Here is a 13141-nt window from a genome sequence, read left to right on the forward strand (position 1 = left end):
TTAAATGGAGAAAGTATAGTTTAGAGGTGTACTATGTTAGATGAACGGAAAGTGAAGCTGATGACGAAGATGGCCCTTTATGAGCAGAAGGAGGGCAAGGAGGATTTTAAGGTCAGTGCATATTATAGAAAAGATTACGCAAGTGTGCATACAATATATTCCATTCTCTGGATGACGGTTGGGTACATTTTACTGATTGTTTTGATTGGTTTTGCTGCCATGGATTCGCTGACAGCAAATATGACATTGTCAGTTATTGTCCTTTTGACTGGCAGTATTATAATAGGATATTTTCTGGTTGTATTTATTGGCGGGGTGGCTTCACATCAGTTTTATAATAACAAACATCAGGAAGCCAGATCGAGAGTTAAAAAATACAATCATCATTTGATAAGATTATTAAAGATGTACGAAAAGGAGAAGCGGTAAGATGGAGAGTTTATTTGTGTTGAAGGGACAGCTGCAGAGGTTCTATGCGAAATATTCAAAGATTGTTGATAAAACAGTCCAGTTTGTGCTGGCGCTGGTCACATTCTATATGATTAACCGTGATATAGGATTTATGAAGGAACTGACGAATCCGGTTATCACGCTGGGGCTTGCGGTTGTGTGTACATTTTTGCCTTCTGCCGTTACGGTGCTGGCTGCAGCGGTAATGATTCTGCTTCATATGTTTTCGGTATCTATGGGAATGGCTGTGGTTACGGCAGTAGTTTTTTTGATTATGTTTATTTTTTACATCAGGTTTACTCCTAAAAAAGCAATTATCATTCTGTTGGTGCCGGTTGCGTTTATGCTGAAGATTCCTTATACAGTTCCGATGGCGTTTGGGCTGCTTGGGACTCCTGCGTATGTGATTCCGATTACCTGCGGTACTTTTGTGTATTATATGATTGATTATGTGAAGACTGCGGCGCCTACTCTGGCGACTGCGGAGGATGCATCTGCGGTTTCTCAGGTTACCGCGCAGGTTACTACTTATGCAAAACAGGTGTTTCGAAGTAAGGAAATGTGGGTTGTTATAGCGGCATTTGCTATTTGTCTGCTTGTTACTTATACGGTGAGAAGGATGTCTATAGACCATTCATGGAAGATCGCACTGCTGGTTGGCGCACTGTTGAATATTCTGATTATAGGCGGGGGCGACATGATTCTGGATGTGGGAGCTTCTTATCTGGAGCTGATAGGCGGTAATGTGGCGGCGATTGTGATTGGACTGGTATTGGAATTTCTATTCTTTTCTGTGGATTATTCCAGAAGTGAAAGTATGCAGTTTGAAGACGATGAATATTACTATTATGTAAAAGCAGTGCCGAAGATTGTTGTCGCTGCTCCGGAGAAAACGGTAAAGAGAATTAACAAAAGAGAAAATGTGTCTGAGACGGAGATTATTGATACAGATGAAATTCGCAGAAAGGCTTCCGTCCAGTCTGCGAAAAAGCATCAGAGTAAAAAGCGGCAGGAAACGAAAAATGGCGGCAAGACCGGAAATATGGATCACCTGCTCTTGACGCAGAGCCTGAGAAAAGAATTTGATTTAGATAAATAAACGGGGTGTGAATGGATGGAACAGAGGATTACGCAATTCCTGACGAAATATGTAAAGGGATGGTATTTCCCGGAGATGCGTATAACTGATGTGGTAGAAATTATCATTATTACTTTTCTTGTATATCAGATTGTGGTTTGGATAAAGAATACGAAAGCATGGATGTTGTTAAAGGGAATTACGGTTTTGAGTATTTTTATTCTTTTGGCATTCATTTTCCAGATGCATACGATTTTGTGGCTGGCAGAGAATGCTGTGACTGTAATGGCTACGGCTGCGGTTGTCGTGTTTCAGCCGGAACTCAGAAGAGCGCTGGAGAAGCTGGGAGAAAAGAAATTTCTTACATCGGTTGTGCCGTTTGATATGAACCGGGAAAGCGTGCGGTTTGGTGATGAGACGATAGAGGGAATTGTGAGTGCGTCTTTTAGCATGGGCAAAGTAAAAACAGGCGCTTTAATCGTGGTGGAACAGGCGATTAAATTGACAGAATATGAAAGTACGGGTATCAAATTGGACTGCATTGTGTCAAAGCAGGTTCTTATCAATATTTTTGAACATAATACGCCACTGCACGATGGCGCGATTATTGTGCGGGGAGACAGAATCGTGTCGGCAACTTGTTATCTGCCGTTGTCTGATAATATGGGACTCAGTAAAGACCTGGGTACGAGACATAGGGCGGCTGTTGGAATGAGTGAGGTTAGTGATGCGTTGATCGTGGTGGTGTCAGAAGAGACGGGTCAGGTATCTGTGGCTCAGGGAGGACAACTGACCCGGGGAGTGGACAAAGAAGAACTTTGGAAGAGACTGGAACATATTCAGAATAAGAAAGCTGATTCTGCCGGGATTTTAACAAGATGGAAAGGAAGACTGATGAATGAAAAAAAGTCTGACAAATAATATAGGATTGAAATTGTTAGCTTTTGTCATTGCTTTCCTACTGTGGCTGTTTGTTGTAAATACGGATGATCCGATTATTGATCAGGTGTATAAAAATATAACGGTGACGGTGGAACATGAAGAAGTCATTACGCAGGCAGAGACAAAGAAAACATATCAGATTGTTGATAATACGCAGGCGGTAGACGTTACAGTAACGGCGAAGCGTTCTGTGCTGAACAAAATAAAAGCGGAAGATATTGTGGCAATAGCAGATATGAAGGAACTGCATTTGGATTCGATGGTGCCGATCGAAGTGCAGATTCCGGGCTATGAAGATTCTTATGAAGAGGTGGTGACTAATCCGCGCAACTTGCAGGTGAAGATTGAGGAAAATGTAAGTAAGACGCTACCGATTACGCCGACGACGACAGGAACGGTCCGAGACGGATATTTTTTGGGTGAAGTGAAGGCAGATCCGGAAAAAGTTACGCTGAATGGGCCGGAATCCATTATTAATACGATTACGAAAGTGGTTGCGGAGGTGAGCGTGTCCGGCCTCTCACAGGATGCAAACCTGGAATCATCTATTATTTTATACAATTCCGATAATGAAGTGATTGATCAGTCGCGGCTTGGCAATAATCTTGGAAATATCGGAGTCAGTGTGCATGTTAGCCTTCTGAAGGTTAAATCGGTGCCTGTTTCCGTGGATACTTCCGGCATCGTCGCAGAAGATGGATTTTCTATTGCGGATATTGTTTATGAACCGCAGGAAATTCAGATTGCAGGAGAGGAGGAAGTGCTGGAATCGCTTTCTGCTATTGAAATTCCCGCGGAAGCATTTGATACGGAACCTGTATCTAAGAAGACGGAGATGACAATAGATATTAAGCCATATCTGCCGGATGATGTGAAGCTTGTAGATGAGAATGGCAATAATATTCTGGTAACAGTCTCTGTTGAAAAGGATGGGACAAAGAGCTTCAATCTCCCGATAGGCTCGATTTCCGTAAAGAATTTGAGCGATAGCCTTAAAATGAGTTTTGCCACTCAGGACGATCTGGAAGTGCATGTGCGGGGGAAAAAAGAGGTTTTAGAAAACTTTTCCATTGAACAGGCGGCAAGCATAGATTTGAAGGATTTGGACGAAGCCGGGGAATATACTGTACCGGTGAAAATAAATCTTCCAAGCGGGTGTACATTAGAGGGTGACGTGGAAATTGCAGTGAAGCTGGAAGAAAAGCAATAAGTAAATGGAGGGAAATTATGGTTAGCAAAAAGGTTAAAATTATCAACCCTACAGGCCTTCATTTAAGACCTGCCGGCATGTTTTGCAACACAGCGGTAAAATTTAAAAGCAAGGTTCTTTTTCAGCATGGTACGACACAGGCGAATGCTAAGAGTGTGCTGAGTGTGCTTGGCGCATGCGTGAAACAGGGAGATGAGATTGAGCTGATCTGTGAAGGAGAGGATGAAGGAGAGGCTCTTGCAGCGATGGTAAGTGCGGTTGAGGATGGGCTTGGTGAGTAAAAATGATTCATTAGCAGAGCAGGCATTTTGCGGCAATATCACAGAATGCCTGTTTCTGTGTTGATTATAGCGTTTGAAGTGCATATAGAAGAAATTGGAGAGTACATGAAATGAATAAATTGAAAAAAGCTTTTGTTCTGGTCGGTATGGTGACTGCTGTTCCGATCACGGTAATAGCGTTGCTTGTGGTTTTTAGCATCCAGTGGATGTTTCATACATGGAGCAATTTGACAATGGAAGAATTGATGTTTCATTTACAGGCTCCGCTGGAAGGTACAAATGAAGGGATGATTGTGGATTACTTGAATACTTGTGCTGTTCCGGCAATCCTGATACTGCTTACGATGATTCTGATATTACTTAGCTGCCGGAAGCAGAAGAAATGTTTTTGGATTACACTTATATCAGTAGTGGTTTCTGTTTCGGCTATGGCGACATCGGTGAGAGCTGCGTGGAACAAACTGGATGTTGGAGGATATACAGAATCTCAAAGCACATACTCGACTTTTGTTGACGATTATTATGTGGATCCGGCTGGGGTTGAAATTACTTTTCCGGAACAAAAGAGGAACCTTATTTACATATTTCTTGAATCCATGGAAACTACTTATACGGATATAGAGAATGGAGGAGGGTTTGAAGAAAATTTCATACCGGAGCTGACAAAACTGGCACAGGAAAATGAAGATTTTTCGGGAAATGATAATCAGTTAAACGGCGGCTATCCAATGCCGGGAGCAACTTGGACAATGGGAGCAATGTTTGCACAGACGTCGGGGCTTCCGCTGAATATTCCGATTGACGATAATGCTATGAATACGCAGGATTCTTTTTTTGAAGGAGCTGTTACGCTGGGAGATATTCTGGAAGATGCCGGGTATTCGCAGACTTTAATGATTGGTTCAGAAGCTGATTTTGGGGGAAGGAAGCTTTATTTTACAGAGCATGGCAACTATGATATACTAGATTTTAATTATGCACATGACAATAATCTGATTCCTCAGGATTACCGGGTGTGGTGGGGCTATGAAGACGAAAAACTTTTTGGATTTGCAAAAGAAAAATTGCTCGAGCTGGCAGATGGAGAAAGCCCGTTCAACTTTACGATGCTGACAGTTGATACTCATTTTGAAGATGGATATGTCTGCCAGAGTTGTCCGGATACGTTTGGCGACAATCAATATGCAAATGTCATGGCATGTTCAAGCAGACAGGTTGCCGAATTTATTGAATGGATACAGGAACAGCCGTTTTATGAAAATACGACGATAGTTCTGGCGGGGGATCATTTAACTATGGACAGCGATTTCTGTGAGGATGTTGATGAAGATTATGTAAGAAAAACTTATGTTTCCTACATAAATTCTGCAGTTGAAACAGAGAATAACACAGAGAGACGGGAATACACAACATTTGATATGTTCCCGACAGTACTTGGAAGTATAGGAGTACAAATAGAAGGAGAAAGGCTGGGACTGGGAACGAATCTGTTCTCAAATACACAGACTTTATCTGAACGATTTGGAAATGAAAAAATTTCCGAAGAGGTTACTAAAAAGTCTAAATTGATAGAAGAGTTATCAGACATAAAAGAAGAAACAAGTGAGACGGTAACCGAAGAAATAGAGCCGACTGCAGTAATTACTGCGGGCACTTATGATTTTACTACGGGAAATCTGCCGGTAATAATAAGTCAGATTCAGGATGCGCCGGACACGATCCAGTCAGTGAAGATTGCAGTGTGGACACAGGAGGATCAGAGCGATCTTCAATGGATTCAGACAGGCATGGATGAGAATGGAAATTTTGCCGTAGATGTTAATATAGCCGGTTTTAATTATAGAGAAGGAATGTATTATATTGTTGCATTTTTGGAAGATGATGCGGGAAATTTGTATACAATTGGCGGAACTATAGGTTTCGTCGATTGATTATAAATTATAATGAAAGAACACATTTAAAGAAAGGGAATACGTATGAAAAAAATAACATTGGTTATCATGGCAGCTGGAATTGGCAGCCGTTTTGGAGGCGGAATTAAGCAGTTGGAACCTGTGGGACCTAATGGTGAAATTATCATGGATTATTCTATTTATGATGCTTTGGAAGCAGGGTTTAACAAAGTTGTTTTTGTGCTCAGAAAAGATTTGGAAAAAGATTTTAAAGAAATTATTGGAAAAAGGATTGAGGATAAAGTCGAAGTGGAGTATGCATTCCAGGAGTTGAACGATATTCCGGGTGAATATCTTTACAAGTTCAAAGGGCGAATGAAGCCATGGGGAACAGGACAGGCGATTTTGTGCTGTAAAGACGTAGTAAAGGAGCCGTTTCTTGTAATTAATGCGGATGATTATTATGGAAAGGAAGCCTACAAGGTAGCTTATGAATATCTTACAGGAACAGAGGGCGGCAAGCAGCTGGAAGCATGCATGGTTGGTTTTGTTTTAAAAAATACACTGAGTGATAATGGCGGTGTTACGAGAGGAGTCTGCAAGGTTGGCGACAGCAGGATGCTGACAGATATCGTAGAAGTCCACAATATTATCAAAACTCCCGATGGAGCCGGAGTAGAGACAGATGACGGAGTGAAGCCAATAGATATTAATTCGGAGGTGTCTATGAATATGTGGGGGCTCACGCCGGACTTTTTCCGGATACTGGAAAATGGATTCCGCCAATTCCTTGAAGAGACGCCGGCAGATGATCTGAAGGCAGAATATTTGCTGCCAACGATTATCGGAGATTTGTTAAAAGAAAATAAAATACAGGTAAAAGTATTACAGTCAAAAGATAAATGGTTTGGAGTAACCTATAAGGAGGATAAAAAAGAAGTTACCGAGGCGATTAAAGAATTGATTCGCTCCGGTTTGTATCAAAATTATTGATTTGCATTAGGGGCCAGGGTGATAACATATGATAAGAAAAAATAAAATCGGTTTCATGAGCATTTGTATTTGTCTCGGAATTCTGTTGGGGTTGGGAATGAATGCCAGAGCCGAAGAATATCGTGAAAAAACCGTGACTGCCATGGATGAAAATGGAAACATTTATGAAGTGGGAGAAGAAAGTGACTTAGAAAAGGAAGATGCGGAGATATCTGTATTTAGCCTGGAAGAAAGTGGGAAAGTCGTTAATTTTAATACGAAGGGCAGTGTGCTTACAGAGTATTTAGAAGATTCGACCAGAATTGAAGGATATACCTGCGGAGCGTATGCGGCAGATGCCGCTTATCTGGGTGAATATGACGGAAAAGTGAAGTTTTTGCTGGGCGGCGTCGTTGGCTGGGTGAGTGCATCAGAAGTGCAGGTGCTTGACAGGGCATCCGTCAGTTCGGTGAGTTATTATACGGTGAATAACGGAAGGTTAATACATAAAATTACTGCGAATGTTCAGAATGATTCCTATGTATCAACACTTGATAACGGTCCTGCGCCTTCCTATCTGTCAGAGGGGAAGAAATACTATAGTTATGATGGACATTATTTCTATCCTGAAGGACAGTGGAATATTATGCAGGATGATTATTATTACGCTTCAAGAGAGAGGGCGTTAAACGCAGATTCTCCATTTTATAATTATTTTCAATTTCTTCCAATTAGAAGCCGCACGAATTATTCGGCGTCTGAACTGGGAAAGATGATTAATGACAGAGTTTCCTCAACTTCCAAAATGAAAAATATTGGAAGTGCTATGGTGGAAAAGCAGAATACATATGGCGTAAATGCACTGATTATGACAGGAATTGCTGCAAATGAGAGCGCGTGGGGGGCAAGCAGCATTGCTCAAAATAAAAATAATCTGTTTGGATTGAATGCGGTAGATTCTTCCCCCGGACAGAGTGCAAACTATTTTGCCAGTGTGGAACAGTGTGTAAAGGAGTTTGCAGATACCTGGATGTCCAGGGGATATCTGTATCCGGATGATTGGAGATATTTTGGCGGATTTCTGGGGAACAAAGCAAGCGGGCTCAACGTAAAATATGCTTCTGACCCATACTGGGGTGAAAAAGCAGCCGCTGTAGCATGGACTCTGGATAAAGCCGGTAATAATATTGATCAGTATCAATATACGATTGGAATTAAGGGAACGGAAAGACGGACAAATTCGCATGAAAATGTAAATGTCCGTGCACAGAGCAATACGGAATGTACAGTGTTGTATAAAACAGGAGAGCAGAAGGAATCTGCAGTTCTTATTCTGGACAGTACTCCGGAAAATGGATTTTATAAGATTCAGAGCGATGGTGTGCTAACCAGCAGCAGAAACGGTATAACGAAAGAAACCGGTCAGTATTCTTTTAGCAGTATGTATGCTTATATATCAGCAGAATATGTTGATATTGTCAGCAGTGGCACAGAAGGATTTCGGGATGTAAAGACCGGAGACTGGTATTATGATGCTGTTATGTATGTGTATGAAAAAGGAATTATGACGGGGCTTAATGCCCAGTTGTTCGGAGCATCCCAGAATTTGGCGAGAGCACAGTTTGCTGTTGTTCTGCATCGTATAGAGGGAGAACCCCAGAGTTCATGGTCAGATGTGTTCCCGGACGTGCCGCAGGGAATCTGGTATACGGATGCCGTTTCCTGGGCAGCTGAAAAGGGAATTGTACGGGGATATGAAGCGACAGGATTATTTGGCCCTGCTGACTTCATTAACCGGGAACAATTTGTAACAATGATGTATCGATATGCTTTGATGAAAGGCTATGATACCGGTGCGCGGGCAGATATCAGCGGATATCCTGATGCGTCAGATGTGAATGAGTTTGCGCAGGATGCAGTAAAGTGGGCGGTTGCCTGTGGAATGATACAGGGAGACAATGGATATCTGAATCCGCAGGGTTATGCGAATAGAGCGGAATGTGCAACGATTATTCAGCGTTTTATTGAAGCATTTGAAAATTAGTTTAGGGCGGATGGATATGGTACGTAAGAAGAAAAAGGTAAGATGCATAGCGGCTGTTTTGGTTATCGGGGCGCTGCTTTGTGAGAGATATATGCCTGTTCAGGCAAAAACAGTGCCTGAAAATTATGAACAGGGCGAGATTCTGGTATTATATGAAGAAGGAGTACAGATATCTGAAATAATAGAAGATGTGCCTGACGAGGTGGAGAGAACGGAGGTTCTGGCAGAATCCGGGGATGAAGCAATTGCGTTGGTTCAGTTTCAGGAAGATGTGGCGGTAGATGAGGCCGTAAAGGAATATGAAAAAAAGGACGGCGTGCTGGCTGTAACGCCGAATTATATTTTGGAACTGAATGAGACAGAAGTGCCGGATGATCCGGGAATAACCGATCAGCAGTATTTGTCAAAGGTTTGTGCAGAAGAAGCATGGGAGTATTACGGGCAGATGATACATGAAAAAGTCCGCGTTGCTGTTCTGGATACGGGGGCTGATATCCATCATCCGGATCTGCAGAATATCATTAATCTTGAGGTGAGTGGGGAAGTGCTGGATAAGAACGGCACCATGGGCCCTCTTCAGGGAGATGATTATATCAATGGTACGTATTCATCATCAGGAACGGGGCATGGAACCCATGTTTGTGGAATTTTAGCTGCCGAGGCCAATAATCAGCAGGGAATTGCGGGAGTTGGAAGCTGTCTTGATAATTCGGCGATTGAACTGATGGTAATTGATATTTTCTCAAATGTTAAGACAACAAACATGGCGTATCTCATCTATGGTATGGAGTATGCTGCCGAACAAGGGGCAAAAGTTATTAATTTAAGTCTGGGTGTGGATAAAAACCGAATAGATGATACAGTTTTGAAAGCTGAATGCGACAGGCTGAAGGAAAACAATATTACGCTGGTGTGCGCGGCCGGAAATGATGGAACCAGTGATAAAGGACAAGTGCAGGAAGTTCCCTGTGATTATGATTCAACAGTTGGTGTTGCTGCGGTAGATGCAGAAAATCAGCGAGCTTCTTTTTCGAATTATGGAACGAAAAAAGATATTGCGGCACCGGGAGTGAATATATACAGTACATTAAAAACCTCTTCTTATGGAAAAAAGAGCGGAACATCTATGGCTGCACCTATTGTTTCAGCGGCAGCCGGCATGATATATGCACTTAGGCCTGATATTACAACGGCAGAGGTCAAGGAGATTTTGAAGAAGACCGCCGATCGGATTCCTGATGAAGATATGCAGGAAATCGGTGTTTTAAATTGTGAGAGCGCATTGAAAGCCACAGGGGGAAAGGTATGGCTGCCTTTTAAGGATGTTGCCGTAAACAGTTGGTATTATGATCATGTTGCTTATATATATAAGCAGGAAATAATGACAGGACTGACGGATACTATTTTTGGACCGGAAGATGGTCTTGTAAGAGCACAGTTTGCTATGATTCTTTATCGTCTGGTTGGAGAACCCGAGGCACTTTATATGTGGACATTTCCGGATGTAGGAGAAAATGAATGGTATACGGATGCGGTAGCCTGGGCCGGAGAGTGTGGAGTAATAACCGGTTATACGAACAATGGCTGTTTTGGACCGAATGATCTGATTAACCGTGAACAGCTTGCCGTTATGTTATACCGTTATACAAAGATTCAGGAAAGCGATATGGGACCTGTTGATTATAGTGAGATGGAACGGTTTGAAGATTCGGCTTCTGTTAGTGATTTCGCCAAAGACGCGGTAGCCTGGGCAGTAAATGCAGGAATTATACAGGGAGATAATGGGAGAATAAATCCACAGGGAAATGCAAGCCGTGCAGAATGCGCAACAATGACAGAGCGGTTTTTGAAGGTGATTGGAAGATGAAAAAGGTATTGATATATGCATATATGGCGGGAAATCTGGGGGATGATCTGATGGTTCTGGTATTATGTCAAAGATATCCTAATGTGAACTTCAGACTTTGGGCAGACAAATCTTATAAAAAAAGGTTTCAGCATATCCGTAATTTGAAAGTTTACTCACCGGATGATAAAAAAGTTCTTTTTTGGAATCGTTTCTGGAATAAAATGAAAAGAAACGATAAAGATATTTTTGGAATGCTGGTAAGAAATTCAGACGCTACTGTGCATGTAGGAGGATCCGTTTATATACAGCATGAGAATTATGAAGCAACTTATAATCTCGACAATATGCTGCGAAGTGCAAGTAAAAGAATGTATGTGTGCGGTGCAAATTTTGGACCGTATGAAGATGAAGAGTATTATAGAAGATATTATGACCTTTTGAAACGGTATGACGGGGTATGCTTTAGAGACCAATATTCTTACCAGTTATTTAAAGAACTGCCGAATGTGCGGTATGCACCGGATATTGTCTTTAATTATAAGACGCCTGAGAGTAATAAGTGCAGCGAAAAAAGACAGGTACTTTTTTCCGTGATCAGGCTGGATGACCGAAAGGGGAAATTTGCAATCAGCCAGTATGCGGAAAATTACAGGCGCTTTATGGTAAAATTAGCGGAGACATATATTCAGAAGGGATATAAAGTAAAATTTGTTTCTTTCTGTAAAATGCAGGGAGATGAACAGGCAATTTTGCAGATAACAGAAGCTATTTCCCCGGATAAAAAGGAAGAAGTTGATGTTTATTTCTACAGAGATAATCTAGCAGAGTGCCTGGAACTTTTTGATGAGTCGGAAGTTGTTGTGGGGACAAGGTTCCATAGTATTATTTTAGGATGGCTGAAAGGGAAAAAAGTACTTCCAATCGTATATGATAAGAAGACACTTCATGTGTTGGAGGATAATAAATGCCGAAATTATGTGGAACTGGGACAATTGGACCATATAGACACGGATAGTTTGCCGGACAAGGCTGAAAGACTTCCGGAAGAGCAGAGAGAATATCTGATCAGAGCGGCAGAGGGGCAGTTTGAAAAATTAAATGAATTGCTGGAAGACAGATAACTTTATTTTAATTATGTGAGAGGAAGAGTAGAGATGGAAAAGATAGAACAGCCTTTGGTAAGTATTGTAATGGTAAATTATAATCATGAAGAATATATTGGCAAATCTATTGAAAGTGTGTTGGCACAGACTTATGAGAAGTGGGAACTTATTATTATAGACGATGGTTCAACAGATGAATCGGTGAATATCATTTCTTCCTATGCCGCAAAAGATGACAGGATTAAGTTCTATCCACAGAAAGAAAACAGCCAGATTTGTATTGTAACGAATATAGGTTTTTCTTATGTAAAGGGAGAACTGGTGGCAAGACTTGATAGTGACGATATCTGGAAACCGGAGAAGCTGGAAAAACAGTTGCAGTATATGGCAGAAAATCCGGAAGGGGCACTGTGCTTCACAAAGTTAGATATCATCAATGAGAATGGCGTCATTATTAATGATGAGATGCCGGAGCTGTACCGGGCATATAACAGCAGAAGAGAAAACCGGCAGGGGTGGCTCAGGCAGTTCTTCTTTCAGGGCAATACGTTGATTCAATCCACGCTTCTTATGAAGAAAGAAGTGATTGATGAAATAGGAATTTTTAATCTTGCATATATGCAGGGACATGATTTTGACTTCTTTGTGAGGTCGGCTTTAAAATATGATTTTATTTTTTTAGAAGAACCACTGACAGAGTATCGAAGAACTGCCAGACAAAACAGCGCACTGAACCCGGATAATAACAGACGCTTTTTCAATGAATTTATGAATGTAAGATTTCATTATTTCGATAATATGCCGGACGAATTATTTAAGGAAGTGTTTCAGGAGTATTTTTTGAATAAAGAATCCTCCAGTCACGAAGAATTATTGTGTGAACAGGCGTTTTTGCTGTGCAGGTGTACGGATGAAGATGATCCGAATCCGGTACTGGGGTTGGCTAAACTGGAAGAATTGATGGAAAATCCCCGGATAGTTGAATTATTAAAGGAGAAATTTCATTATACTCCAAAAGATTATTACGAACAGTCCCGAAAGCATTTATTCTATTCTCAGGAGATTGCTGCAGAGAAAGGTGAATTGATGTGGAAAAATAACCAGTTGGAGATAGAGATAGACAGTTTAAAGAAATGGCAGAAGCAGGCTCATGAAAAAGAACAGCAGAAAGAAGAGCAGCTGCGGCAGATGAATCAGGAAATGCAGTTAAAAGAACAACAGATTCAGATTTTGCGGGAAAAGGTTAATCAAATGGAAAATTCGACAAGCTGGAAGATTACAAAGCCGCTTAGAGAAGTGGGAAAACGAATGAAATAGCGA

General features: G+C 41.5%; 11 protein-coding genes. All 11 read left to right on the top strand.

Annotation, left to right across the window (positions count from 1 at the left end; genetic code table 11):
* The first annotated feature begins 33 nt into the window (after nucleotides 1-33).
* The 11 genes from OCV99_RS01605 to OCV99_RS01655 all read left to right on the top strand — a co-directional run bounded on the left by OCV99_RS01605 (nucleotide 34) and on the right by OCV99_RS01655 (nucleotide 13138).
* Nucleotides 34-429 (top strand): hypothetical protein, encoded by a 396-nt coding sequence (locus OCV99_RS01605; protein ID WP_158367503.1) that lies wholly within the window; start codon nucleotides 34-36, stop codon nucleotides 427-429.
* A 1-nt stretch (nucleotide 430) separates the two neighbouring features.
* Complete coding sequence (locus OCV99_RS01610; protein WP_158367505.1) at nucleotides 431-1549, top strand: hypothetical protein; 1119 nt, start codon at nucleotides 431-433, stop codon at nucleotides 1547-1549.
* 15 nt (nucleotides 1550-1564) lie between these two features.
* The gene (gene cdaA, locus OCV99_RS01615; RefSeq protein WP_158367507.1) at nucleotides 1565-2449 is read left to right on the top strand and encodes a diadenylate cyclase CdaA; all 885 of its coding nucleotides are present in this window, start codon (nucleotides 1565-1567) and stop codon (nucleotides 2447-2449) included.
* A complete protein-coding gene (locus OCV99_RS01620) occupies nucleotides 2427-3680 on the top strand; it encodes a CdaR family protein (protein WP_158367509.1) in 1254 nt (417 codons plus the stop codon). Before cdaA ends, OCV99_RS01620 begins: the two co-directional genes overlap by 23 nt.
* Nucleotides 3681-3697: 17 nt before the next feature.
* Nucleotides 3698-3961, top strand: a complete 264-nt coding sequence (locus OCV99_RS01625; RefSeq protein ID WP_158367511.1) for an HPr family phosphocarrier protein — start codon at nucleotides 3698-3700, stop codon at nucleotides 3959-3961.
* 110 nt (nucleotides 3962-4071) lie between these two features.
* The gene (locus OCV99_RS01630; RefSeq protein ID WP_158367513.1) at nucleotides 4072-5892 is read left to right on the top strand and encodes a GBS Bsp-like repeat-containing protein; all 1821 of its coding nucleotides are present in this window, start codon (nucleotides 4072-4074) and stop codon (nucleotides 5890-5892) included.
* Nucleotides 5893-5937: 45 nt separating this feature from the next.
* Nucleotides 5938-6846, top strand: coding sequence for a nucleotidyltransferase family protein (locus tag OCV99_RS01635; protein ID WP_158367515.1), 909 nt, complete (start codon nucleotides 5938-5940; stop codon nucleotides 6844-6846).
* A 28-nt stretch (nucleotides 6847-6874) separates the two neighbouring features.
* Complete coding sequence (locus OCV99_RS01640) at nucleotides 6875-8869, top strand: S-layer homology domain-containing protein (RefSeq protein ID WP_158367517.1); 1995 nt, start codon at nucleotides 6875-6877, stop codon at nucleotides 8867-8869.
* Between the two features lie 16 nt (nucleotides 8870-8885).
* A complete protein-coding gene (locus OCV99_RS01645; RefSeq protein WP_262574504.1) occupies nucleotides 8886-10736 on the top strand; it encodes a S8 family peptidase in 1851 nt (616 codons plus the stop codon).
* Entirely contained in the window at nucleotides 10733-11839 is a 1107-nt protein-coding gene (locus OCV99_RS01650; protein WP_158367521.1) for a polysaccharide pyruvyl transferase family protein, read from the top strand. Before OCV99_RS01645 ends, OCV99_RS01650 begins: the two co-directional genes overlap by 4 nt.
* A 33-nt stretch (nucleotides 11840-11872) precedes the next feature.
* Complete coding sequence (locus OCV99_RS01655; RefSeq protein WP_262574509.1) at nucleotides 11873-13138, top strand: glycosyltransferase family 2 protein; 1266 nt, start codon at nucleotides 11873-11875, stop codon at nucleotides 13136-13138.
* Nucleotides 13139-13141: the final 3 nt, after the last annotated feature.

The sequence above is a fragment of the Dorea acetigenes genome, assembly GCF_025567385.1.
GTDB classification, from domain to species: domain Bacteria; phylum Bacillota; class Clostridia; order Lachnospirales; family Lachnospiraceae; genus Claveliimonas; species Claveliimonas acetigenes.

Bases quoted from the DNA above. Each gene is read 5' to 3' on its own strand.
- OCV99_RS01630 (WP_158367513.1), top strand. From the start codon at position 4,072: ATGAATAAATTGAAAAAAGCTTTTGTTCTGGTCGGTATGGTGACTGCT.
- OCV99_RS01645 (WP_262574504.1), top strand. From the start codon at position 8,886: ATGGTACGTAAGAAGAAAAAGGTAAGATGCATAGCGGCTGTTTTGGTT.
- OCV99_RS01635 (WP_158367515.1), top strand. From the start codon at position 5,938: ATGAAAAAAATAACATTGGTTATCATGGCAGCTGGAATTGGCAGCCGT.
- OCV99_RS01655 (WP_262574509.1), top strand. From the start codon at position 11,873: ATGGAAAAGATAGAACAGCCTTTGGTAAGTATTGTAATGGTAAATTAT.
- OCV99_RS01610 (WP_158367505.1), top strand. From the start codon at position 431: ATGGAGAGTTTATTTGTGTTGAAGGGACAGCTGCAGAGGTTCTATGCG.
- OCV99_RS01620 (WP_158367509.1), top strand. From the start codon at position 2,427: ATGAAAAAAAGTCTGACAAATAATATAGGATTGAAATTGTTAGCTTTT.
- OCV99_RS01625 (WP_158367511.1), top strand. From the start codon at position 3,698: ATGGTTAGCAAAAAGGTTAAAATTATCAACCCTACAGGCCTTCATTTA.
- cdaA (WP_158367507.1), top strand. From the start codon at position 1,565: ATGGAACAGAGGATTACGCAATTCCTGACGAAATATGTAAAGGGATGG.
- OCV99_RS01640 (WP_158367517.1), top strand. From the start codon at position 6,875: ATGATAAGAAAAAATAAAATCGGTTTCATGAGCATTTGTATTTGTCTC.
- OCV99_RS01605 (WP_158367503.1), top strand. From the start codon at position 34: ATGTTAGATGAACGGAAAGTGAAGCTGATGACGAAGATGGCCCTTTAT.
- OCV99_RS01650 (WP_158367521.1), top strand. From the start codon at position 10,733: ATGAAAAAGGTATTGATATATGCATATATGGCGGGAAATCTGGGGGAT.